The sequence below is a fragment of the Spirochaetota bacterium genome (assembly GCA_030154445.1).
Classification (GTDB): domain Bacteria; phylum Spirochaetota; class Brevinematia; order Brevinematales; family Brevinemataceae; genus Brevinema_A.
In genome coordinates, this window is sequence record JAGUQW010000011.1 from 43,695 (window position 1) to 68,100 (window position 24,406).

Sequence of the window (24,406 nt, forward strand, 5' to 3'; positions counted from 1 at the left end):
TTAATAATCTGCAATAATTAGGGTAAATATTTCATCTGCAATTTCTTGTCTAAGAGATAAATTTTCGAATTTTTCTAAATCCATATTTAGGGCAAAAAAATATTGTTGATCATTTTTTTCTATCAGACCAACAAACCAACCGATTTTACTAGGCCAACCAGTTTTACCATATAATTTCCAACCATTTTTATTTTCTAAAAACATGATATCTTTCAATTGCTTTTGAATAGAGGAAGAAATAGGAGAGTTATTACTAAATAGTATTTGAAGGAATTTCACTTGTTCTATAGCACTAATTTTTAGAGGACCATCTAACCAAAATTTATCAACAAATTTCCCTGTTTTTTGGTTTCCATAATTAAATTTATTTAAATATGTTTGCATTGTTTTTAATCCTACAGTTTTAGCAATTTGTTGAAAAGCAGGAACATTGGAATGTTTCATAGCATCACGAAGAGACATACTGTTGGTCCAAACAGATAAAAATACTTTTTCACCTTTATAGTGATAAAAAACACTATCGACATTAGTGATAACTTTTTCAGATAGCGCTATAGCACTATTAGGAATTTTAAAAATAGATCCAGGAATAAATTGTTTTTGAGCACGCTTTTGATTGTAGCCTATAATTGTATTGTTGGAAGAGTTATAAAATACAAATGTTCCATTAATATTATGTTCATCAAAAATTTGTTGAATTTGTGTATTTTCTTGCAAATTTGGTAAAGAAAATAAAGATATAGGTGTTAATAATAAAAGATATATGTTAATAATAAAAGATATAGTAGTACTCACTAGTTTTTTGTCTATTTATTTATACATTATTTATTATTAAATGTCAAAATATATTAAACTCACTCAAATATTTCTTATATGCTTAAATGTGTTGACATAAGATAAAATATCATTCATAATGTTATACGATTATAAATGATCTTTGTTAGGAGAATGAATTATTAATGTCTTACAAATCAAAAATAAGAAATTTCTGTATTATTGCACATATTGATCATGGTAAATCAACTCTTGCTGATAGAATATTAGAATTAACGGGTTTAATGGATCCTAGTAAATCTGGATCACAAGTTTTGGACTCAATGGAAGTAGAGAAGGAACATGGAATTACTGTTAAAGCACAAACAGTATCTGCTCCCTACAAAGGTAAAGACGGGCAAGATTATTTATTAAATCTTATTGATACTCCTGGGCATGTAGATTTTTCTTATGAAGTCTCTCGTAGTTTAGTTGCTTGTGAAGGTGCTTTATTGCTTATTGATGCAACGCAAGGAATACAAGCTCAAACATTATCTACATTTTATCAAGCGGTAGAAAATAATTTAGAAATTATTCCTGTACTTAATAAAATAGATCTTCCCAATGCTAGAGTAGATGAAATATTGGAACAAATAGAAAACGATTTGGGATTAGATCCACTCGATGCCGTTGCTGTGTCTGCAAAGACAGGTGAAGGGGTAAAAGAGTTATTTGAAATAATTATTGAAAGATTACACGCTCCTAAAGGAGATGCTTCTAATCAGTTAAAAGCTCTTGTTTATGATGCTTATTATGATATGTATAGAGGTGTGGTGGTCAAAGTAAGAATTGTAGAAGGCACTTTGAAAAAAGGTCAAGAAATTCTTTTTATGAATAGTAATTCTAAATATACAGCTGATGAAGTAGGATTAATGCAAATAATCTTCAATTCAAAACCTGAACTCAGAGCAGGTGATGTAGGATATATTTCTGCACAAATTAAAAGCCTTGCTGATATTAAAATCGGTGATACAATTACTTTGGCTGACAATCCTTGTGCGGTAGCATTAGATGGTTATAAAGAACCTCAGGCATTTGTGTTTGCTGGTTTATTCCCTGGTGATGGCGAAGATTTTGCTGAGTTAGATCAGGCATTACAAAAATTAAAATTAACAGATGCTGCTCTTCGTTTTGATAAATGGAATTCTGGTGCTTTAGGAATGGGATTCAAATGTGGATTTCTAGGTCTGTTGCATTTAGAAATTATTAGAGAACGGTTAGAAAAAGAGCATGGTTTGTATATTATTTCTACAGTCCCTTCTGTGGAATACAAAGTTACATTAAATAAAGGGGAAGCTTTCTTAATAGAAAATGCTACCGAATTTCCTGATCCATCACAAATTAAAATGGTTGAAGAACCTTTTGTAAAAGCAGTTATTATTACCCCTAATGAATATATGGGAACAATTTTGACTTTGATTCAGAATAGAAGAGGGATTCAAAAGAATCTTATTTATATTGATACAAAAAGAGTACAAATTGATTGCGAATTACCATTAGCAGAAATTATTTATGATTTTTTTGACAAACTAAAAAGCTATTCTCGTGGTTACGCTTCTTTTGATTATGAATTTTTAGAATTTCGTCATAGTAAAGTTGTAAAAATGGATATTCTTGTTGGAGGGCAACCTGTTGATGCATTAGCTCAAATGGTGTATGCTGAAGATGTTCGTGCAAGGGGAATGGGTATTGTTAAAAAATTAAGAGAATTGATTCCTCGCCATATGTTTCAAATTGCTCTCCAAGCAGCTGTCGGTGCTAATGTGGTTGCTCGTGAAACAATATCAGCAATGCGTAAAGATGTTACAGCAAAATGTTACGGGGGAGATATTTCTCGTAAACGCAAACTATTAGATAAACAAAAAGAAGGTAAGAAAAAAATGAAAAGCATAGGTAGTATTAATATACCTCAAGAAGCTTTCATTGAGGTCTTAAAAAGAGATGAGTAGAGTGAGGTATATTATGGAATTACAGAGCGGAGTTGTTATTATTTGTATTTTTTTGGTAATATTTATTATTCTTGGTATCGGATATAAAACATTAAGTAAAACACCTCAGAATAAAAAAACAAAATCAAATTATAAAAAAATAAATAAGAAAGTGAATGTTTCTAATAAACAATTAATAGGTTTAATAGAAAAAGCACAATCTTCACGTGAAGATTTACGATTATTATTAAAAAGTTTATTACAAACAGAAAAAAATGAATATAAAGAATTTTATCATAAGCTAAGAGTTTTTGATAAAAAAGAATTATCAAAAATAGAATTATCTGATTTTGGTAATCTTCTAAACGAACTTAAAAAATCCTATTAAAATATTAATCAAAAAACACCCTCTATAAAGGGTGTTTTTTGATTAATATTTTTATTTAATTATTTTAATAAGAATCCAATACCAACATTAGCGGTGACAATTAAAGATGTATCTATATATAATCCAGCTTTGAAAATAAATTGATCGATTTCTAAAATAAAATTAGGACTAAAACCTATATATGTATAAGGAATTAATAAAGATTCTGTTGAATATCCAGCACTAAATTCTATTAAATAACCTAAATTTAATCGAGGATTGTAGGAAGTTGCTTTCATTTTCCCAAAACCTACATGCATTCCTAGTTGTATTCCAAAATCAAAAGGAGTTATTCCCCAATCTAGTCCAAAACTAATAATTTGTTGAAGATCATTTGCCAAATAAAAGGAAAGAGGAAAACCACTACCATTAACCCCAAATCCTCCACCTAATGAAAGGATATTCATTCCAAAACGGTGATAACTAGTATCAATTTGCTTATTTTCCTCTTGTGAGAAAACTGTATTGTGTGTTGCTATCAGTAAAAATAATAATAATATTTTTTTCATTTTTATTCTCCCTTTATGAATTATAACATCAGTATAATATATTTTAAATGTTTACGCAATAAAAATAGATAGAATTAGTTATACATAAAAAAGACCCTTTTATAAAGGGTCTTTTTTATGTATATTTTAGTCAATAAAATCTAAAAATTCTTTAATACGATTAGGATTTTTTAATTTTCTAAGAGCTTTACTTTCTATTTGCCTGATTCTCTCTCTTGTTACTTGAAATAAATATCCAACTTCTTCTAAAGTATGAATATATCCATCTTCAAGACCAAATCTCATTTTAAGAACACGCTGCTCTCTTAGTGGTAAACAATCAATAATTTCTTTAAGTTTTTCTCTTAATAAATTAGACATGGTAGCATTTACAGGAGATATAATTTTGGTATCTTCAATGAAATCTCCTAAAGAAGAATCTTCATCGCGTCCAATAGGTGTTTCTAAAGAAACAGGATCATTTGAAACACTTTTTATTTGTCTTACACGACTGGCTGTCCAACCTAATTCTGTCCCAATTTCTTCCGCAGAAGGTGTTCTTCCTAATTCTTGAGTCATGACGCTTTCAAGTTTTTTTACTTTATTAATTTGTTCAATCATATGTATAGGAATACGAATGGTACGAGATTGTTCAGAAATAGCTCTAGTGATTGATTGACGAATCCACCAAGTTGCGTAAGTAGAAAATTTGTAACCTTTTTTATATTCAAATTTGTCTACAGCACGAATCAATCCCATATTTCCTTCTTGAATAAGATCAAATAAATGGACACCACGATTCATATATCTTTTTCCAATACTTACTACCAGCCTTAAATTTGCTTGAACAAGATCTTTCTTTTGTTTGTCTACAACATAACGAGTTCGTTTGATCTCATCAGACCATTCTAATATCTCTTCTGTACTAGCTTTAAAAATATTTTCAATATGGGTCAGTTTTTCTAATTTTTTCTTAATAATATCTACAATAGTTGATAATTGCTCATCATCAGGATTTTTTTCACCTGCAACTAAAATATCTTCAATGGAACAAGAGTTGACATCAGAAGCTTTTTTGAGATATGTTTGAATATTTTTAATATCATTTGCAAGATATAATAAATTTTCAGCAGCATTATCTTTTAATTTGTTATTGAGATCTATATCTGCAATATGTTCTATAAATTTTTGTCTTTTTGCTCGTACTACTTTTCTTAATTCTATAATATTTGCAGGGGTAAAATCATTTCCAAGTTTTTCTTCAAGAATTTCACACGATTCAAAAAAATCATTAAGATAATCACTAATTTTTTGAATTAATTTAGTTCTTTCTTTTCTTTCTTTAGGGTTAATGTTATAAATCTTTGGTAAATTAAAGAAATGATACAATTTGCCTTCTTCTTTGAGAACATCTTGAATAACATGATGTATTTCGGATATTAAAAAACCACTTTGAAACACAATTTCATCAATAGCTTCTTGACCTTCTTCAATTCTTGCTGCAATTTGAACTTCTTCGGCATAAGAAAGTAATTTTACACGACCAATTTTTTTAAGATAAATTCGAAGAGGATTGTCATTTTGTTCATCATCACTTTCAATTAAAATATGTTCTGTTGGTACTTCTTCAATTTCTTTTTCCATAGTGTCTGAAATTTCTGTAATATTGATATTATTATCTTCTAATATTTTAATAATATAATCAATACGATCAGGGTGTGTAATAATATATTCAGGAACTTTTTCTAAAATTTCTTCATAAGAAATAATTCCTTTAATTTTTGCTTGTTTAATGAGATTGTTAATCTCAGGAAGTTCCAATAATTCTTCTAGCATACAAGCTCCTTTATGATACTTTACTATATTTCGGATATATAGTATAGATATCTTGAATTTTTTATATTATAAATGATAAAATTCTCTTTTTAGTGCAAATATTTTAGATTGTATTTCTAAAATCTGAATACTCAATTGAGGGTCTGAGTTTATTAATTTTTTACTTATTAGATCTCTTTTTTTCTTTAAAGATTTAATTTTTATAGAAACAGCATAGTTTTTTATAATTCTAATATCAGGAGCATCTAGCCATTTACTTGTAAGAGAAATTAAAGAAGTATTTCCAGCTGTTACAATCCAATCTTGAGCAGTAAATTCGGGGTGAAGGAGCATTTTTTTAAAAAGTTCTTGAGATTCTTCGTTGTAAAAATCAGTTGGTTCTAGAATAGACGCGACATGATCTGTAAATTCAGGAAACATAATCAAAATAGAAAGTAACTCAAACTCTTCGTGAAATTCTTTGTCAGCTTTAGATTCTGACTTTGAATATGAATTTTCCCAACTATTATTATTAAATTTTAAAAATTGTTCTTTGAATCTAGAGAAATCAAGTTCTATAGATCCATAAGATACCATTAATATTTCAGAAACTTTTTTTAAAAATTGTTCGGTTTTTATATGTAATGAAGGAGAATTACTATCTCCTTCCAAATAAATAGCATATTCAAAAACATCTTGTAAAAATTTATTAGAGTCAGGAAGTTTTGTTTTAGCTGATTCTAAAATAAAATTTTCTGCATCTATACTATTATTAAGAATTTTTGCCATAGCATTAGGACCTTGATATAGGAGAAAAGTATCAGGATCTTCATTTTCAGGAAGCACAGCAACTTTTGTTGGTACTCCTAATTTTGCAGCAATTCCAGCAGATCTATAAGTAGATTTCTGACCAGCATTATCCCCATCAAAACATAAAATTATTGTATCAACTTTATGTTTGAGAAAACTTATTCTATCTTCGGATAATCCTGTGCCTAGAGGTGCTACAGCAGTGGAAAATCCTGCTTGAAACATACGAATGACATCCATATATCCTTCAACAATGATTACATTACCTATTTCGAGAGCGGTATCTTTGGAGAAATTCCAACCGTATAATAAAGAACCTTTTTTGAATAAAGGCGTTTCAGGGCTGTTAATATATTTTGCATTAGAAGAATTGTCAATAATTCTCCCTCCGAAAGCAACGATCACTCCTTCACTATCAAAAATAGGAAAAGTAATTCTATTTCTAAATCTATCATAGAATTTATTATTTTCACTTTTTCCACATAATCCAGAAATAATAATTTCATCAGTTTTGAAACCAGAACTTTGTAGTTTTTTAAATAATTCATCCCATCCTATACCACCAAAACCAAGTCCAAAGAGCTCTATAGTTTTTTTATCTAGTTTACGCTTTTTAATAGTTCTTACAGCTAGTTCTGTTTGAGGATTATCAATCTTGAATAGTTGTTCTACATAAAATTCTTGAGCAATTTGATGCATGGTTTTTAATTTATTGCGTAAAGGTAAAATATCTTGTTGATTCTGTAAATAATATTCTATATCAATACCAGCTAGTTCTCCTAATATTTTCATAGAATCTACAAAATCTAATTTATTATATTCTTTTAAAAAAGTTAAAGCATTACCACCAGCTCCACAAGAAAAACAATGATACAAGCCTTTTTGATCACTGACAGAAAAGGATGGATTATTCCTATCATTATGAAATGGGCAAAGTCCTTTATAATTATGACCTGCTTTTTTTAAAGTAACATGTTGAGAAATTAATTCAACTATAGAGATTCTACGAAGAATATCTTCTATCACATCTTGTGGGATCATGTACTATTCCTTATTTTAAAAATCATAGAATATAAAATTTTACTATAAAAAAAGTAAAAAATCAAGATAATATACCGAAATCTCAATAAATACAAAGAAGCCTCTTAAATTGAATAAGAGGCTTCTTTGTATTTTAAGATTTAAATATAAATTATCTACCTATACTATATCCAAAATCTACATTAATAGAAGATGGTCGAGATATGATCTCAGGAGAAAATGGTCCATATTGTCCATAAATATCTTTTGCTCTAATAGAAATAAAATAAGGTTTTTCATTATCTAATCCTTCTAAAAGGTAACTAACACTTTGAGATATGGAAGTTTTATTGATATTAATAGCAATAGGTGAGTTAGGAGATACAGTAGCTGTTCCAAAATAGGTTTTAGGTTGATTTCCGTAATATATTTCATAAGAAGAAATCATACTATTAGGTAATGTTTGCCAAGAAATTTCTATAGCTGTATCTTTGGGTAGAATATGATTTATTAGTATAATTCCTGGATTAGAAGTCTCTTTAAATTTGGCAAAAATATTTTGAATATAAAATTTTTCTTCTGTGACTATTGGTGCTGTATAATATTCAACACGCCATTGCAGGTATTTTCCCATTGATTGAGAGGGCGGAAATATTTTTTTATTAGGATTGATATAAACCCAAGGTAAATTAGTAGAACTAGTATTAGGTAGAAAATATTTGTTGTTGATACGATAAGCTAGTTTATAATGAAAATTTGTACTAGATGCTTCAATATTCATTTCATGTAATGCTGATATATTTTTTGAAATATTGAATACATCTGTTTCAAAAAAATTCATTTTATTAGGTGTATAATTCATAAAATTAGTAATAGCATCTTTGTAAATAATAAATTCATCAAGAGAAAAAACACCATTTTTTCCTATCGTTAGAGGGACATGTTCTGAACTAGAAAGTATAGGAGCTGGAGTCAATCGTTGGCTAGTCTCAGATTGAGATTGTCTAACAAGAATCACATCTTGTTCAATATTATTTCTATAGATTTTTATAGTGTTCATTGCTGAATCAACAATAATAGCATGTTGTTCCCATTTAGAATTAATTAAAGGTTTCTTTTCTTTGAGAGTGAAGCTATAGTATTTACCATTAGTATCAATAAAAAAATTATTAAAATGATAATTAATAATTCCTCCCTCTATGGTGATGTTAAAGCCATATTCTTGTGATCCTATGAAAGGATCATTATAAAAACCTTTATATTCTACGATATTTTGATTTTCTTCTCCTATACGATAAGGATACAAAGAAAAAGTAATAGTAAAATTATGAAAACTAGAAACATTATTTTTTAATACGGAATTTTTGGTGGGAAATAAAATAATTGAATTGTTATCAGATATAAATTTTGCCGAACCTATACCTTGTTTTTTTTGTAAAGTATTTGTTTCATAATTTCTTTTAATAGTAATATAATTATTAGTAAAATCATTGCCATCAAAACCTAAATATAGATCATATAAAGAAGAAAGTTGTGATTCTGTTTGAGCAGTAATAATAGGAATATTCATAATATTAGTAATTATAAAGCCTTCATTATGGTATAAAGTCATATTAGTTTCGTTTAGATTGAATAATTTTGTTTCGTCATTATAAAAAATTGGATTATTAAGTAAAGCAGATGTTGGGATTTGAATAGCAACAATCATTAAAAAAATGAGAAATAAAAACATTGAGATATGTTTAATAAAATCATGTGATGAAATCATTTTAGAAATCCCCCTAAAATGATTATCGGAATTATTTAAAAAATAGTTATAAGAATTTATGTAATAGTGTTTAAAAATAAAAAAACCTCATTAATGAGGTTTTTTTATTTTTATTTTTATTTTTTCATTTCTTTGTCAAATAGCACTTCTTTGATAGAAGCTAAAGATCCCATCATTGCAGATGCTTCGTAAGGCATCATGATAGTTTTGTTTCCAGCAGAGCCAAGTTCTTTTAATGTTTCTACATATTTCAATGCAATTAGATAACTAGATGAATTCATCTGAGATCCAAGATTTTCTGAAAGAAGACGCAAACTTTCAGATTCAGCTTTAGCAATTCTTTCTCTTGCTTCAGCAAATCCTTGAGCCCTAAGAATTTCAGATTCTCTAAAACCTTCCGCATCACGAATACGAGCTTGTTTTTCGCCTTCAGCATATAAAATAGCAGCTTGTTTGTCACCTTCAGCTCTGAGAATAGTTTCTCTTTTTTCTCTTTCAGCACGCATTTGTTTTTCCATGGCTGCTTGTATATCTACAGGAGGTGAAATATCTTGTAATTCTACTCTGTTAATTTTAACACCCCATTTGTCTGTTGCTTCATCTAAAATTACTTGAAGTTTGCTATTGATAAGATCCCTTGAAGAAAGAGTTTGATCTAATTCTAGCTCTCCAATAAGGTTTCTTAATGTTGTTTGAGTAATTTTTTCTATAGCTTGAGAAAGATCAACAATTTCATAAACAGCTTTCGTAACATCTAAAATTTGGTAATAAAGTACAGCGTTAATTTTAATACCGACATTATCCTTGGTGATTACTGATTGTTCTGGAAAATCAAATACTGTTTCACGAAGATCGATAAAAGGAGTATTTTGTTCTACATACATGTATTTGTTATTACGACGAATAGGTATTCGCCAACGAATCATTCTAGGTGCATCTAAAAAAGGTATAATAAAATTCAGACCAGCGTCTAATTGAACATGGAATTTTCCCAAGCGTTCGATAAGAACGGTTTGCCCTTGTTGAACAATTTTGATAGATAAACTGAGCATTACTACTAATAAAATAAGCAGTATCAAAATAGAAATCATTTTTCACATCCTTTAATGTTGAAATTTTATATATAATATATTATAATAGAATTACGATATAATGTCAATTATATATATTTATCTTATTACATTTGGGAGAATAAAGGATGAATCCACATCTATATACAGAAAAAAGTTTTAGTATTTCTGTAAAAATTATACCAAAAAATTTAGAAGAGTTTATTATTTTGATGGAATATTTTATTATTAAAGTTAGAGAAGAGAAAGGAAATATTTTTTATTATGTCATGAAAGATTGTAATGAAGAGAATAGATTTATTTTTTGGGGTTTATGGCAAGATGATTTGTCTGTTCAAGCTCATATGAATTCTGAATATTTCATCAAATATGTTCCGCAATTAGGACGATTGTATGAAGATTTTAAGGTAACAGAATTAGAAAAGTTCTTATAAGAAACAATATTTTTCTAAAGATACTTGACTATGATAAAGAAATGTGCTATTATATTTAATCCTTACTGGGGATATAGCCAAGTGGTAAGGCCGGGGACTGCAAATCCTCTACCGTCAGTTCGATTCTGACTATCCCCTAGTTATACAAATATAAGAATAAAAATCAGCTTATCGCTCGGGTGGTGAAACTGGTAGACACAAGGGACTTAAAATCCCTCGCTCTTTCGAGTGTGCGGGTTCAAGTCCCGCCCCGAGCAAAAAAAAACTTCTGTAATTTTACAGGAGTTTTTTTTATGTTAAATAAATAGTAAATAGTAAATAAATATACTATTTAACAATCATTAGTTTAAAATCTTTTTTAGCACTATCAAATTGAATTTGCTGAGATATTTTTAATGTTTTTAAATCTTTTAAATGTTGATTGATAGAAAAATGCTCTAGCCATTTTTTTACAGAGATTGTTTGATGTAAATGTATTTTATTTGTACTTTGGTTTTCTATCTCAGTAGTTGTTTTAGCGATTTCTTGTTTTAATACTTTGATTCTATCAATATTTGTACATCTTGATAATTCTTCCATATATATAGTCAATCCAGTATTCATAGAATTCGGAGAACCTATACCAAGTTTTTTATTTACAGCTATTTGCTTGTACTCTCTTATTACTCCTGGTGTAGCAAGTAAAAGCAATAATACACAGCCTATAATAATACTTACAAATATTATTACAATAGAAAAGTTGATTTGATCTATCATAATTACCTCATGATTTTTTTAATTCAATTATATTAATTTTTTTAATAACTCTGGATTATGGTATACAATATCACATTTTTCGATAGCTTCAATAGTCAAATCATCCAACAAATTTTTGTATTGTTGAAATTTTAAATACTCTACTAATCCTGGTAAAGATTTTTCTAAAGTTAATACTTCACCTGTATACTTTCGTAGAAGCTTTATAAGTACAATAGTATCATCTTCAGCAGGAATAGTTCCAATTTTATTTTCTTCAAGATCAGCTAACATTTCTTGGAGAGATTCTGGTAATTTATGTTTTGGGATTTCTTCATTAACACTAATGGGTAAAGCATATTTTTCTGCTTCTTTAACAATAGATGCTGTATCATTTTGAGATACAATAGTTACTGCTAATTTCAAACGATCAGTATTAGGAACTTCTATTTCTATAAAAGTATAAGAATCAGGGATTTTCATAGATTCTTGATTCTGATAATAAAATTCTTCAGCACTATCATCGTTAGGATCATCAAAATGTTGCAGATGAGATTTAATTAATCGATCAACCATCATATCAAAATAAAAAGTCTCTCTGATATTACTATTAGTAATACCTAAATCATCAAGAGATAACTCCCATTCAATTTCATCTTCATAGGCTGATCGTAATTTATAAATAGTATCGGATATTTCCTCATCTTCTACAGTAATTCCTTCAAATTTTGCTAAAGAAACTAAAGAATGCATATCAATTAGTTTTTGTAAAGCTTCAGCATTGAGAAAAGAATTGTTATTATCGTTAGGATCTTGAGCAAAATTAGGTTTTTCTGGTTGTTCTGATAAGATTCTTTTTCTACAGTTTAATATTGCTTCTCCTAATATTTGCTGATTATTGACTGTAGCAAAGAGTGTTTCTTTCATTTGAATTCCTTAATGAGGCATGTTTTGGATTTTTTTTCATATTTATAGTATAATATCTTCTATTATACTATAAAAGTTACTATATTTCAAGTAATTTAGGAGGGTATTTTGTTCTCATTATCATCTATTATAAGAATTTATGTTGTTTTTTCTATTGTCGTGATGGTTACTTTTTTTGTGATGTTGACTAGTGTAGATGTTTTATTAGAACCTATTTGGACAATGGTATCAGTAGAAACAGAAAATATCTATAGACATTTGTATATAACAGTAATTATTTTATCGTTAATAGCTATTGTAACCGGAGTTCTTATTTCTATTTTTGTTTTTGATAGAGGCATTAATAAATACCAAGATTTTTTACGTCGTTTTGATAATATAGAACAGTATTCTACTATCCGCCCTTCTATTTTACGATTTCCTGAGCAAGATGAATTTGGTAATTTGGGAGAATTATTTAATAATTTTCTTGTAAAAATTGACCATTATGATCAGTTGAAAACAGTTATTGCAAAAATGGAACATGAAAAATTTAAAACGGTTGCACAATTATCACCTTACCCTACTTTATTAATTCAGACTGATACTAATGAGCCTTATATATCATGGTATAATCAAAGTTTTAGAGACTTATTCTTGAAAAAAAGTGTTTTTATTGATCATAATGGTCAAACAAAAACACAATATTTTTTATTAGAGGATACGCCTATTGTTTATTTTACATTAAAAGATGAAGAAAATAGTCCTTTTCTTTCTGAACAGCAAATAAAGCAATTACACAACAATAAAATCTTATGGGAAAAAAAAGATTCTTTAGAAAATGTTATTTTTAGTGATTTAACAAATAGTAAAAAATATAAATTTGAAAATATATATTGTATCCCTATAAATAATGAATTAGAAAAAGTGATGTCTCAGATGTTATATATATATATAAATCCTAGTATTGTAGAAAAAGAGAAAAAAACAGTATTTATTGATGGTTAATGCTCAATAATTTAGTATAGTTTTGGAGGGTTATGATGACGCTAAAAGTTCAAAAAAGATTGTTATTAATATTGTTAGGGATTACAGCTTTGGTAGCAACCATTGTATTCTCTGCAAATTTAATACTACAAATTATGTGGCTTTCTTCTCAGGATGTGGTACAATCCATTATCAAATTATTATTAGTAAGATGGATATCTATACCTATATTTGCTACACTTATGACATTAATTAGTTTTGTTCATTTAATTTCAGCTTCTAAAAAAGAACGAGCTAATAAAAAATTCTTAATATTCAAAACTTTTGCAATTTTTTTATTTTCTATTGTTTGTGAATCTTATTTACAAATATCACAAGCTTTATTGAATGTTATTTTGAGCGGATTAACAGGGGATATAGATCCCTTAACAAAATTAGATACATCTGTATTTCTTTTTGGAATGCCACTATTACAAAAAATGTCATTATTTATTATTTTATATAATCTTTTACTTTTGTCTTTTAGAACAGTTTTCTTTGATAAAAAAATTCCCCTTCATCTATTTGATAAATTACTACTGATCAAAACAATTTTTTTCTTAAGTGTTCTATTATCACTTCTAAAATTCACTAATATTCACGCTTCTATAGCAGATTATATAGGATATATGGATATTTTTGGATATTTTATCCCTTTTATAATATCATTACTATTAATTTTTTTCTTTTGTATAAAAATAATAATGTTTCATTTCAAAAAAGATAGATCTATGGTTATCACTTCTGGTATTTTAGTGTTTATTTTATTAATTTTGAATATTATTTGGCCTATTTATTTAGACAAATTTATCTATACCCCGAATCAAAGTTCTTTACAAGAAAAATTTGCAGGTATTCATGCTGAAAGCACAAGAAAATCTTTTATGTTAGATAAAATTATCCGTGGAGATAATTATGTTATATCAGAACAAGAAGTTTCAAATGTACTTGCTAAAAACTTTTGGCAAGATGCCACTCATTTTTTAAAAGTAGTACAAAGAAATCAAGAAGTTCTTCCTATTTTTACTATTCATTCTGTAACACCTCTTTTACTTTCTAACAAACAGGGCAATTTTTCCCCTTATTTAATTGCTAGTAGGGAAAGTACTGAAGATCCTAAGGAATTATGGGATATCAAGCATTTTAGAAATATTTTTGGTTATGGTGCTATTATAGGTGCTGTCAATAAATTTAATAAAGAAGGTGAATCTCAGTTGATTCTTAAAGATTTAGAATTAAACAATACAGATACAAATATAAATATTGAAATAACTAATCCACAAATTTTCTTTAGTGAAAAATACAATGATTATATTTTTATAAATACAAAAATGCTTTTACCAAATTTCAAAAATAATAGTATATCTCTTGAAATACAAAATTTTACAGGATTGAGAAGTATTCCTATAAATATTTTTACAAAAATTTTATTAACTATTATTTATAGAGATAGTAGATTCTTATTGACAGATTATTTTAATAAGGATACACAATTTATCTTCAGAAGAAAACCGACAGAAATAGTACAGAATATTTTACCTAATTTTCATTATTCTACTCCAAGACTAATCTTATACAATAAAGAATTGTGGTGGGAATTAGATGCCTATAGTGTATCAGATTTTATTTATACATCTAAAATGATAACTACGCCTTGGGGCAAATATAATTGGGTTCGATCTCCTATGAAAGCTTTTGTCTCAGCATATTCTGGAGAGGTTATTTTTGATATTCAGGATAATACCGACCCTTTTATTAAAATTACGAAAAAATTATACCCAAAATTATTTGAGAAAAAAATGGCATTAGGTTCTGAGAAGTATTTATATCCTATGGATTTATTTAATATTCAAAGCCAATTGTTAGAAATATATCATGATACTAATACTGCCAGTTTTTATTCAGGATTTAATAAAAGGGAAATCGCACACGAAGGGAATCAAGAGATTGGAAAATTTGTTAAAAATAGAATGATCTTGAATAAAAATATACTTGCAATGCAACAAACATATACTCCTAAAGGTAAGAATATTTTTTCAGCACAAATGATTGCTTATATTGATCATAACAAACAAAAAAAGATCTATCTGTATGAAGCTCCAGCGAGTTTAGGGATACCAGGATTAGCACAAGCTATATCTTTTTTGAATCAAGATCCAGATTTTTCTCGTATGTCTACTTTATGGGGACAAATTGGTTCAAAACTATCCAGTGCAGATACTATTTTTTACCCTATGAAAGATAGGGGAATATATGCAAGTACAATATTTTTAGAATCAGAAACTATTAGTACACCATTAGCAGCTCAATTTATCGTTATTGACGGTACAACAGTCAGTCTTGGTAGAACAGTAGATGAATTAATGTATAATGTATTAAAAATTCTAGAAAATCAAGATCAGATGACTTTTTCAGAAGAACAAAAATTAAGAGCTATTTTACAGGAAGTGTATCAATATTATCTTGATGCAGAGAAGGCTAGAATGGATAATAATACTCAAGAATATCAAAAAAATGTCGATAACATAGGAGTTATATTGCAAAATATCAAAGGTGTTTTGTAATAAATCTATGATATCAAGGATATTGTTATGGAAAAATCTGAAAGAGTTATGTTAATTCGTAGAGGTAATGAACTTTTTAATAATAAAGATTATAAAAATTCTTTAAAGATTTACTTAGCAATAGATTACCAAGATGGAATTGCTCGTATTGCTAGTGTAATGGAACATGAAAAAAAAGATAGGATTACAGCGTTAAAATTATATAAAAGAGCAAAGCATTATAGTAATGTAGAAAAATTAGCTTATCAGATGGCTCAAGCTATTCGTTTGATGATTAAAGAAGATAAAGAAAATGAAGCTTTAGTGAAAGGTGAAAATTATAATACTGGTTACAAAATATCAGGTCAAGCGCCCACTATGCTTCCTCATGAAGCGTTAATTAGAGCAAAAGCAGCGCTAGGTATTAAGCCAGAAAAAATACACTTTTCTGAAAGTGATAAAGATATTGTGCCCTGGCGTCCTATTATCTTATCCAAAAAAGAATTAGATGATTTTAAATCAAAATAGGAATACTATGAAAAATAATTATAAATGTTTATTATTAATAATATATATGTTTTGTTTGTCTCCATCTATGTTTTATAGTCAATTGAAACCAGGAACTTTTATAGAATATTCTAATGAAGAAACATCTCTGGATATGATAGAATTATATTCAGAGTACCATTCTATTATAAATTGGACACAAGGTACTATTGTAACAGAATATAGTATTCCTATTACTTATAATGATCTTAATATTGGGCGTAATATAGGAAATCTTTTAGAACGATTAAAGGAAAAAATTATACAATTCACTATAGGGGCTGTAATACAAATAAGAGTATCTTCTATTTTTTCTTTTAATGATTTCTTTCAAAATAATGAAACGATCAGATTTAAAGTGTTATCTATTTTATATAGTCTTCCTATTGAAAATAGTGTTGTCAAAAACTCGACAATGTTTGGAAAAGTTACGGTACCATTATTTGGCTCTAATAGTTTAACAGAATCTTTGTATCAAAATATTCTTTATAAAGAAGTTACTAACTATCTTACCAAAGAAACAACAAGTTCTCAATACTATGATACATTAATTATTGATATGATCATGTTTCCTCAATTCAAACCGTCGCTGATGCCTAAGATTTTGGATCATACAGGAGAGGTAGTCTATAGTATAGAAACTATTGAACCAGATGTTCTTTACAATCAAGGTCCTATACAATTTGTTACTTCTATTACCGAGGCGTTAAAGCATTCTATGAGAGGAAGTAGAATAGCGTATATTCTTCCAAAAGCTGTTGCTGGTAATACATCTTCTGAAATTATTTTGTTTGAAGAAGATGTACTCAAAATTTTTGGACAACAACGCACTCTCGATCAATTGAAAAAGGGCAAAGTAATTTTAATCATTCCTAAAGAGGCAAATGTTATAAAATAATGAATAATTTATTAAAATATGATACCCAACATGTTCGCGTTTTCAATCGTGACAATCAGTTTATGAAATTTTCTCATTATGAAGATAAATTATTGGTAATAGCAGACTCTCTTTTCGCTCAATCTTCTACTTTGAAAGTATCCGATAAACAAATACAACAATGCCATGATTTGATAGATAGCTTAGAAAACAATCATTATTATATGGTTATAAATTATGATAATACTCATCTATCTTTTACAATATCTTATGAAAAAAATCATTATGAATATGTTCTCACACAAAAACAACTTATTTATTGGCAAGAACTTTTTCAAGAAAGCACCCAAAGTTTTACTATAGCTGATAATTTTGATTTACCGCATTATGGTAAAAAAATTATGATTCTATTTTTCAAAGAATTACAAATCCCTATCCCTACTTCTCTAACTGTTCTAAAAATTTATTATTCTAATCAATTTTTCTTTATCCCTTTTGAGTTTATTTATAGTATTTTTATAGTTAAACATTATATTATTTCTGCTATAAAAATTCAATCATCTAGGATTCATAGTGCTTCTATTATGTATGATCCTGAATTAGAATTATCTAAAGATGAGTCATTGAATACTTTGAAATTATTAGAAAAGCGTTCTTATATTTTAGATTATAAAACTCCAGATATTATTCTGGTTTCTGCACATGGGGGCGTTGATCAATATAAATCATATTTGTTAAATGATGTCTTAGAATCATTATTAGAACAAAAGTCATCTAAAATCATTATTTTTAACAGTTGTCTTTTAGCACAATGTACACAAGGTCTTATTCAAAAATTTTTAGATAAAGGTTGTGTGGTTATAGCATCTCCATTTTATACCTTATGTCAAAAAACTATCTTTGGCCCTTTATTACGATTTTCAAACAATTCTTCTGGAGATAGTGTTTGGATGTCATTGATTTTGTTGAAAATTTTTTATCCTAGAATATATAGGTATTTTCGTATTTATATTCCTTATAAAAAACATTAATAATCACAAAAATCTCCTATAACAGGAGCTTTTTTTTTGTTTTTGTATAGTAATTATCTATTAACTTTGACTTCTATATTTTTGATACTTAGATCCAAGAGTTGTTGAGGATCTACACTAGAAGGTGCATCCATTAACATACAAGTAGCTTTTTGTGTTTTAGGAAAAGCAATGACATCTCTGATAGAATCCAATTGCTGAAAAATCATGACCATTCTGTCTAATCCTAAGGCAATACCGCCATGAGGTGGTGCGCCATTAGCGAGAGCTTCCAAGAGAAATCCAAATTTTTCATTAGCTTCTTCTGTAGAAATATTAAGTAGTTCAAATATTTTACTTTGCATATCACTAGTTGCAATACGAATAGATCCACCACCAAGCTCTGTTCCATTACAAATAACATCATAAGCATTTGCGCGAACAGATTTGGTATCTGTCATTAATTTGTCTATATCATCGGCATGAGGAGAGGTGAATGGGTGGTGTACAGAAGACCATCTATTGTTTTCCACATCTTTTTCAAATAGTGGAAAGTCAACAACCCATAAGAAGGAGAATTGATCTTTTGGTCTAAGATTAAAACGATCACCAACTTCTAAACGAAGATTTCCAATAGAATCATATACAACACTATCATTATTATCTGCAATAAATAACAAAGCATACCCATTGTGAGCTTCTGTTTTTTTGATAAGTTCTGCTTGAATTTCTGGAGAGAAGTATTTTACAATATTAGATTCTAAGACATCTTCTTTGACACGCATCCAAGCCATACCTTTAGCACCATAATTACCCACAAATGTAATTAATTCATCGAGATCTTTACGAGAAAGTTTTTCACCATTAGGTACAGGAAGACATTTTACCATTCCGCCTTTAGCTGTTACATTAGTAAAAACAGAAAATTCAGAGTTTTTGACAATATCACTAACATCCACAACTTCCATACCAAAACGCATATCAGGTCTATCGACGCCGTATTTGTTCATAGCATCTTTATAAGTCATTCTTAAAAAAGGAGTTTTGATTTCTTGGTGATAAACTGTTTTCATCATTTTACTAAGCATATTTTCAATCAGTGTTTGAATATCTTCAGCTGTCATAAAAGATGTCTCGATATCTAATTGAGTGAATTCCGGCTGTCTATCAGCACGAAGATCTTCATCACGGAAACAACGAGCGATTTGGTAATAACGCTCAATTCCACCTATCATTAATAATTGTTTAAAAATTTGTGGTGATTGAGGTAGTGCAAAATAAGATCCTTTGTGTACACGAGATGGTACTAAAAAATCTCTAGCTCCTTCTGGAGTAGATTTGGTAAGGATAGGGGTTTCAACTTCAAGAAATCCATTTTCTTGCATACTAGAACGAATACTATTAGTAATTTCAGATCTTTTGAGAAGATTATCATACATAAATGGAGAACGAATATCTATATAACGATATTTGAGGCGCGCTTCTTCATTGATTTTCTCACCAGTAGTAACATCAAAAGGAGGAGTTTTGGATCTATTAAAGATAAATAACTCTGTACAACATAATTCATATTTGCCTGTAGGAATACGAGGGTTTTCTAATCCTTCAGCTCTTTTACGAAGAACACCTTTAGCACCAATGACATCTTCACGACGCAGTGTTTTGGAAAGTTCATGAGCTTTTGCAGCATCAGTAGGGTCAAAAACGAGTTGGATAATACCACTTCTATCGCGTAAATCTATAAAAACAAGATCTCCATGATCACGGTAATTATTGACCCATCCATTGACGACGATAACTTGGTCAAGATATTTATCTTCTGTGATTTCTCCACAGAATTGAGTTCTTTTTTTATCTGGTGATAAAAGCATGGGGCTCTCCTAAAAAACTGATGATTTACAAATAATATTATAAATTATTTTCATTTTTTTTGCAATTAAGAATATAAGCTAAATCAAAAAAATCCCCCAAATTAATGGAGGAGAATATAGATTAATTACTTAGAGAATCGCTTAATTACCCTTTGAAAATATTTAGATGATGATAAATAAAATATTGTTCACGTAAATCAAAATGATTAATATTAGGAGTAAATTCTCGTAATTTTAATAATTCTATTGTTTGTTCGCTTAAATGGGAAGAAAACAATATTTGAGTTGGATTAGTGAATGTTATCAATCCTTGATCAAATAATTTATCAAAGGTAGGAGTTAATAATAATCCATTATAATGGTCTAACCTTTCTTCATTATTAGATTCTGCCCATGGTTTTATATGACTAGCAAGTAATAATCGTGAATCATTTACATTTGTTAGAGGACAACATACCATTTCTTCAATTAAATTTGCTCGAAATCTACCTTGTCCTCTCCTAGATAGAATTAATTGTTCGTTCTCTGTAGGTTCTATAGATTTTGATTCAGTGATTGTATCCTCAAGATTTTTGAGCCTGGTTAATTGTTGATAATGATTATATTGTATTTCTAATTTTGGTATATAATAAAACTCTATTCTATCATTATCAAAGTTAATTTTGACAATATCAATTTTAGTCAAATTTGGGAAAAGAATTTCTCTCAGGAATGTGTATATAGAATTGTTAGAAGTGTCTAATGCTCGAATATAACATCTATTTTGATCTTGTGCTGTATCAGGGGCAAATTCAAAATCAAAATAGATGATATTTGGTAAGTCATATAGTTTTTGTTTGTATGTAATAAAATTTTCATATAAAGACTCTCGGTTTCTATAATCGTTTGAAGGGTTTTGATATTCAAATTCAGCATCATTTAAATACTGTGCTAAATCTTTTTTTAAAACAAAAGCAGTAAATATTGATTGATTGGTAGATGTAAAAAAAACATGTTTTTCACTATTTTGCCCTACATATAATCTAGCTTCACCACTACCTTCACCAACTTTATTATATTTTACCCAAGAATCAGTGATATTTATATTTTCAATTCTTCCTAATTCACTATATGACATTAAATATACCTGTATTTATTATTTTGTCTATGATATGGACTAAAACATCTGATACTATTGAATTTCCTGATTGTCTATACATTTGCGTATCACTTACAACTATTTTAAAATGATCAGAAAACCCCATCAATCTTAAACATTCTCTAGGGGTTAATTTTCTTAATCTAGTATCTCTTGTAATATAGTTGTCTACACCAGCTCTGTGCATTTTTGCCATTGTCGATAATAGTGGTCGAGCTATTTCTAGATCTGTTTTTGTACTAGTCTTGAAATTTTTTGTTCCACTAGTTAATACATATTTTTTAACTTTATCTGATAGGTAATACTTTTCAATATATTGAACAAAATCACCATGCCAGTTAAATTGTTGATTTGCCTTTTGACATAAAGCAATTTTTCCATTAATTTGGGTGTATTTTTTTTTCAAGTTTTTTTCTTGTGTTACAAATGCTATCCCTTTTTCAGGTAAAAAATATTTGTTTTCACAAGTATCTTCTAAAAAATCTTGCATTGTATATTCCAAAGGAATGGTAGAAGGAAAATTAAAATTAATAAAAGGATTTTTGAACCCCACCACAAAAACCCTTTCTCTATTTTGAGGAACTCCAAAATTTTTTGCATTTAAAATTTGAGAAAAAATAGTATACCCTAAATCTTTGAATTCTTTTTCTATTAACTTCCATGTGTTTCCACTATTATGAGATAATAACCCTTTAACATTTTCAAAAATAAATATGCTAGGTGAACTTTGTTGTAGCACTCTGATAAATTCAAAAACTAGGAGTCCTCTAGTATCTTCTAAACCTTTTCTTTTTCCTACCATAGAAAAAGATTGACAAGGGCTACCTCCGACTAAAATATCAAGATTTTTGTATGAAGTACCATCTATATCTGAGATATCATTATACCATCGCTCTTCTGATATGTTATAATTTGCAAAATAACTTTGTTTAACAAATTTATCTATGTCACAAGCGAAAACGATATCATGTTCTATATTCATTCTTTGTAGCGCTTGTTCAAAAGATCCTATCCCACTAAATACAGTTGCGATATTTAACGATTTAATATTGTATTTATTAATATTAGTAGATTGAGAAGGTTTAATTAAAGTTTTTGTACTCATTAATAAATTCCTGTAAATAATTATGTAATAATTATACTATATTTGAGTAGATTTATCAATGTTTTAGATATACTGAGATAAAAAATAATAATAATATAATTATTTCTCTATTATACTATGCTTACAGCTTGAAAAAAAAACGATTTTAAAGTATACTATATAGAGTAAATTTTAGGATGGAACATGGATAAATTAATGCCTATTGTGGCTATAGTTGGACGACCAAATACTGGCAAATCATCACTATTTAATTATTTAGTAGGGAAAAGAAAATCTATTGTTGACGCAACGGAAGGGGTTACGAGAGATATCGTTTCTGGAACTTCTTCACATCCACAGTATCCTCGATTTATGGTATGGGATTCAGCTGGTTATTTGGAAACAGAAGATACTATTGATTCACTTGCTCAAATCAAAATAAATTATGCCATCAGCCATGCTGATATTGTATTATTTGTGGTAGATGCTCAAAATGTACACCCTCTTGATGATGAACTAGCACTGATGATCAAAAAAACTAACTGCCCGACTATCGTTGTAGCAAACAAAGCTGATAATAGAACATATGGAATATCTTCCGCAGAGTTTTATTCATTGGGATTTGACAAAGTTGTTCCTGTATCGGTAATCCAAAAAGTAGGACTTACGACATTATTAGAAGAAATAGAAGCTAAATTATATAATCTTGATGGTGTTTTTGCTGGTAATGATGATGAAGCCGAACTAACTGAAGAAACGCGTATTGCTATTGTGGGTAGACCTAATGCTGGTAAATCGATGTTGCTGAATACTTTACTTGGTTATGAGAGAATGATCGTTAGTGATATTGCTGGAACTACTAGAGATGCTACCGATGAAATTATTTATCATAATGGTACAAAGATTCGTATTACAGATACAGCTGGTATCAAAAGAAATGCCAAAATAAAAGATGATATTGAATATTATGCAACTGTCCGTTCTGCTCAAGCTATAGAGCATGCTGAAGTAGCTATTCTATTAATTGATGCTCATGCGTCTATTGATGAGATTGCACGACATGATAAAGTTCTTGCTAATATGATTCAAGAAAAAAAACGAGCTATGGTTTTTGCTCTTAACAAATGGGATCTTTTGGATACAGAAGGGAACAGTGGGAAACAAAATCAAGATTTGATGAAAGAAATGGAAGATAAAATTCGAAAAGCTCTGCCTGAGTTTAATTATGCTCCTGTATGCTTTATTTCTGGAAAAGATAATTATAAAACAGACAAGTTATTAGAAACAGCAATTAAAGTAAGACATGATTTCCATCATAGAGTTGTAACAGGTACTTTTAATAATTGGCTAGCTAAAAACTTTATAGAATATGATGGTGAAAAATCTGCTGCTCGCTTAAAAATTTATTACAGTTCTCAAGTATATACAGCACCACCAAGATTTGTTTTCTTTATTAATAAAAAAGACAATCTTAGAAAAGATTTTCCAAGATTTCTTGAAAATAGAATGCGTACCGCTTTTGAATTTTCTGGAGTACCTATTACGCTTACTTTTAGAGAAAGAGATGAAGAAAGACCTGTAAAAAAACATCCAAATAAAAAAAATAAAAAATAGAGGTATCTCATGTTGAAAAAAGGAGATAGTGCACCTCAATTTTCTTTAGATTCGTTATCTGGTAATAAAATTTCACTTAGTGATTATGTTGGCAAGTGGGTAATAGTTTATTTTTATCCCAAAGATAGCACTCCTGGGTGTATTTTACAAGCTATAAATTTTTCTTGTTTGTATCCAGAATTTCAAGCTTTAGGGGTTGATATCATTGGAATTAATGGAGATAGTATAGAAAGTCACCAAAAATTTACTACAAAAAACAAACTAGAAGTTATATTACTTTCAGATACAGAAAAATCTACTCTTAGTGCTTATAAAGTATGGGGCGAAAAGATATTTATGGGTACTGTGTATGCAGGATTAACAAGAAGTACTTTTATTATTAACCCAGAAGGTATTATTGAAGAAGCTATGTATAATGTCAAAGCTAAGGATCATGGTACTCGTGTATTAAGAATATTAAAACAATTACTCGGAGCAAAGTAA

The 24,406-nt window shown here is 28.6% G+C and carries 21 protein-coding genes and 2 tRNA genes; 12 read left to right on the plus strand and 11 right to left on the minus strand.

Annotated elements, in window-relative coordinates; genetic code table 11:
- Complete coding sequence (gene blaOXA / locus KFW21_05140; protein MDK2818816.1) at positions 1-795, minus strand: class D beta-lactamase; 795 nt, start codon at positions 793-795, stop codon at positions 1-3.
- Positions 796-959: 164 nt separating this feature from the next.
- Here blaOXA and lepA point away from each other — a divergent pair, with 164 nt between their 5' ends.
- Entirely contained in the window at positions 960-2,762 is a 1,803-nt protein-coding gene (lepA, locus tag KFW21_05145; GenBank protein MDK2818817.1) for a translation elongation factor 4, read from the plus strand.
- Between the two features lie 13 nt (positions 2,763-2,775).
- On the plus strand, positions 2,776-3,129 hold the full coding sequence (locus KFW21_05150) for a hypothetical protein (protein ID MDK2818818.1): 354 nt from the start codon (positions 2,776-2,778) through the stop codon (positions 3,127-3,129).
- A gap of 59 nt (positions 3,130-3,188) precedes the next feature.
- On the opposite strand, the gene KFW21_05155 is transcribed toward KFW21_05150, so the two are convergent.
- The 5 genes from KFW21_05155 to KFW21_05175 all read right to left on the minus strand — a co-directional run bounded on the left by KFW21_05155 (position 3,189) and on the right by KFW21_05175 (position 10,160).
- Positions 3,189-3,677, minus strand: a complete 489-nt coding sequence (locus KFW21_05155) for a hypothetical protein (protein ID MDK2818819.1) — start codon at positions 3,675-3,677, stop codon at positions 3,189-3,191.
- 126 nt (positions 3,678-3,803) lie between these two features.
- Positions 3,804-5,492 (minus strand): RNA polymerase sigma factor RpoD, encoded by a 1,689-nt coding sequence (rpoD, locus tag KFW21_05160; protein MDK2818820.1) that lies wholly within the window; start codon positions 5,490-5,492, stop codon positions 3,804-3,806.
- Positions 5,493-5,558: 66 nt separating this feature from the next.
- A complete protein-coding gene (gene dnaG / locus KFW21_05165; protein MDK2818821.1) occupies positions 5,559-7,322 on the minus strand; it encodes a DNA primase in 1,764 nt (587 codons plus the stop codon).
- Between the two features lie 151 nt (positions 7,323-7,473).
- Positions 7,474-9,069, minus strand: coding sequence for a hypothetical protein (locus KFW21_05170; GenBank protein ID MDK2818822.1), 1,596 nt, complete (start codon positions 9,067-9,069; stop codon positions 7,474-7,476).
- 116 nt (positions 9,070-9,185) lie between these two features.
- A complete protein-coding gene (locus KFW21_05175; GenBank protein ID MDK2818823.1) occupies positions 9,186-10,160 on the minus strand; it encodes an SPFH/Band 7/PHB domain protein in 975 nt (324 codons plus the stop codon).
- 107 nt (positions 10,161-10,267) lie between these two features.
- On the opposite strand from KFW21_05175, the gene KFW21_05180 reads away from it, so the two are divergent.
- From KFW21_05180 to KFW21_05190, 3 genes are all read left to right on the plus strand, one after another.
- Positions 10,268-10,573, plus strand: coding sequence for an antibiotic biosynthesis monooxygenase (locus tag KFW21_05180; GenBank protein ID MDK2818824.1), 306 nt, complete (start codon positions 10,268-10,270; stop codon positions 10,571-10,573).
- A 67-nt stretch (positions 10,574-10,640) separates the two neighbouring features.
- Positions 10,641-10,711 (plus strand) — tRNA-Cys (locus KFW21_05185).
- Between the two features lie 35 nt (positions 10,712-10,746).
- Positions 10,747-10,830: transfer RNA gene (locus KFW21_05190), tRNA-Leu, on the plus strand.
- 70 nt (positions 10,831-10,900) lie between these two features.
- On the opposite strand, the gene KFW21_05195 is transcribed toward KFW21_05190, so the two are convergent.
- The gene (locus KFW21_05195) at positions 10,901-11,329 is read right to left on the minus strand and encodes a hypothetical protein (protein MDK2818825.1); all 429 of its coding nucleotides are present in this window, start codon (positions 11,327-11,329) and stop codon (positions 10,901-10,903) included.
- A gap of 27 nt (positions 11,330-11,356) precedes the next feature.
- Complete coding sequence (locus KFW21_05200; GenBank protein ID MDK2818826.1) at positions 11,357-12,235, minus strand: hypothetical protein; 879 nt, start codon at positions 12,233-12,235, stop codon at positions 11,357-11,359.
- 108 nt (positions 12,236-12,343) lie between these two features.
- Here KFW21_05200 and KFW21_05205 point away from each other — a divergent pair, with 108 nt between their 5' ends.
- Genes KFW21_05205 through KFW21_05225 form a run of 5 tightly spaced genes read left to right on the plus strand, consistent with a single transcriptional unit; the run spans position 12,344 to position 18,237 of the window.
- Positions 12,344-13,222: a hypothetical protein gene (locus KFW21_05205; protein MDK2818827.1), complete on the plus strand. Its 879-nt coding sequence runs from the start codon at positions 12,344-12,346 to the stop codon at positions 13,220-13,222.
- A 35-nt stretch (positions 13,223-13,257) separates the two neighbouring features.
- Positions 13,258-15,804 (plus strand): UPF0182 family protein, encoded by a 2,547-nt coding sequence (locus tag KFW21_05210; protein MDK2818828.1) that lies wholly within the window; start codon positions 13,258-13,260, stop codon positions 15,802-15,804.
- A 27-nt stretch (positions 15,805-15,831) separates the two neighbouring features.
- Positions 15,832-16,311 carry a hypothetical protein gene (locus KFW21_05215; protein ID MDK2818829.1) on the plus strand — a complete coding sequence of 160 codons (480 nt, stop codon included), beginning with the start codon at positions 15,832-15,834 and terminating at the stop codon, positions 16,309-16,311.
- 46 nt (positions 16,312-16,357) lie between these two features.
- Complete coding sequence (locus KFW21_05220; GenBank protein ID MDK2818830.1) at positions 16,358-17,227, plus strand: hypothetical protein; 870 nt, start codon at positions 16,358-16,360, stop codon at positions 17,225-17,227.
- Positions 17,227-18,237 (plus strand): hypothetical protein, encoded by a 1,011-nt coding sequence (locus KFW21_05225; protein ID MDK2818831.1) that lies wholly within the window; start codon positions 17,227-17,229, stop codon positions 18,235-18,237. Before KFW21_05220 ends, KFW21_05225 begins: the two co-directional genes overlap by 1 nt.
- 53 nt (positions 18,238-18,290) lie before the next feature.
- On the opposite strand, the gene aspS is transcribed toward KFW21_05225, so the two are convergent.
- The 3 genes from aspS to dcm all read right to left on the minus strand — a co-directional run bounded on the left by aspS (position 18,291) and on the right by dcm (position 22,330).
- Positions 18,291-20,087: an aspartate--tRNA ligase gene (gene aspS, locus KFW21_05230; GenBank protein MDK2818832.1), complete on the minus strand. Its 1,797-nt coding sequence runs from the start codon at positions 20,085-20,087 to the stop codon at positions 18,291-18,293.
- Between the two features lie 145 nt (positions 20,088-20,232).
- Entirely contained in the window at positions 20,233-21,204 is a 972-nt protein-coding gene (locus KFW21_05235) for an HNH endonuclease (GenBank protein MDK2818833.1), read from the minus strand.
- Positions 21,194-22,330, minus strand: coding sequence for a DNA (cytosine-5-)-methyltransferase (gene dcm, locus KFW21_05240; protein MDK2818834.1), 1,137 nt, complete (start codon positions 22,328-22,330; stop codon positions 21,194-21,196). Before dcm ends, KFW21_05235 begins: the two co-directional genes overlap by 11 nt.
- A gap of 183 nt (positions 22,331-22,513) precedes the next feature.
- Here dcm and der point away from each other — a divergent pair, with 183 nt between their 5' ends.
- Together der and bcp are read left to right on the plus strand one after the other, a co-directional pair.
- Positions 22,514-23,923: a ribosome biogenesis GTPase Der gene (gene der, locus KFW21_05245; GenBank protein ID MDK2818835.1), complete on the plus strand. Its 1,410-nt coding sequence runs from the start codon at positions 22,514-22,516 to the stop codon at positions 23,921-23,923.
- A gap of 9 nt (positions 23,924-23,932) precedes the next feature.
- Positions 23,933-24,406: a thioredoxin-dependent thiol peroxidase gene (gene bcp / locus KFW21_05250; protein MDK2818836.1), complete on the plus strand. Its 474-nt coding sequence runs from the start codon at positions 23,933-23,935 to the stop codon at positions 24,404-24,406.

Excerpts from the sequence above, each read along its gene's own strand:
- lepA (MDK2818817.1), top strand. The coding sequence starts at position 960 with ATGTCTTACAAATCAAAAATAAGAAATTTCTGTATTATTGCACATATT.
- KFW21_05150 (MDK2818818.1), top strand. The coding sequence starts at position 2,776 with ATGGAATTACAGAGCGGAGTTGTTATTATTTGTATTTTTTTGGTAATA.
- KFW21_05155 (MDK2818819.1), bottom strand. The coding sequence starts at position 3,677 with ATGAAAAAAATATTATTATTATTTTTACTGATAGCAACACACAATACA.
- rpoD (MDK2818820.1), bottom strand. The coding sequence starts at position 5,492 with ATGCTAGAAGAATTATTGGAACTTCCTGAGATTAACAATCTCATTAAA.
- dnaG (MDK2818821.1), bottom strand. The coding sequence starts at position 7,322 with ATGATCCCACAAGATGTGATAGAAGATATTCTTCGTAGAATCTCTATA.
- KFW21_05170 (MDK2818822.1), bottom strand. The coding sequence starts at position 9,069 with ATGATTTCATCACATGATTTTATTAAACATATCTCAATGTTTTTATTT.
- KFW21_05175 (MDK2818823.1), bottom strand. The coding sequence starts at position 10,160 with ATGATTTCTATTTTGATACTGCTTATTTTATTAGTAGTAATGCTCAGT.
- KFW21_05180 (MDK2818824.1), top strand. The coding sequence starts at position 10,268 with ATGAATCCACATCTATATACAGAAAAAAGTTTTAGTATTTCTGTAAAA.
- KFW21_05195 (MDK2818825.1), bottom strand. The coding sequence starts at position 11,329 with ATGATAGATCAAATCAACTTTTCTATTGTAATAATATTTGTAAGTATT.
- KFW21_05200 (MDK2818826.1), bottom strand. The coding sequence starts at position 12,235 with ATGAAAGAAACACTCTTTGCTACAGTCAATAATCAGCAAATATTAGGA.
- KFW21_05210 (MDK2818828.1), top strand. The coding sequence starts at position 13,258 with ATGACGCTAAAAGTTCAAAAAAGATTGTTATTAATATTGTTAGGGATT.
- KFW21_05215 (MDK2818829.1), top strand. The coding sequence starts at position 15,832 with ATGGAAAAATCTGAAAGAGTTATGTTAATTCGTAGAGGTAATGAACTT.
- KFW21_05220 (MDK2818830.1), top strand. The coding sequence starts at position 16,358 with ATGTTTTGTTTGTCTCCATCTATGTTTTATAGTCAATTGAAACCAGGA.
- KFW21_05225 (MDK2818831.1), top strand. The coding sequence starts at position 17,227 with ATGAATAATTTATTAAAATATGATACCCAACATGTTCGCGTTTTCAAT.
- aspS (MDK2818832.1), bottom strand. The coding sequence starts at position 20,087 with ATGCTTTTATCACCAGATAAAAAAAGAACTCAATTCTGTGGAGAAATC.
- KFW21_05235 (MDK2818833.1), bottom strand. The coding sequence starts at position 21,204 with ATGTCATATAGTGAATTAGGAAGAATTGAAAATATAAATATCACTGAT.
- dcm (MDK2818834.1), bottom strand. The coding sequence starts at position 22,330 with ATGAGTACAAAAACTTTAATTAAACCTTCTCAATCTACTAATATTAAT.
- der (MDK2818835.1), top strand. The coding sequence starts at position 22,514 with ATGGATAAATTAATGCCTATTGTGGCTATAGTTGGACGACCAAATACT.
- bcp (MDK2818836.1), top strand. The coding sequence starts at position 23,933 with ATGTTGAAAAAAGGAGATAGTGCACCTCAATTTTCTTTAGATTCGTTA.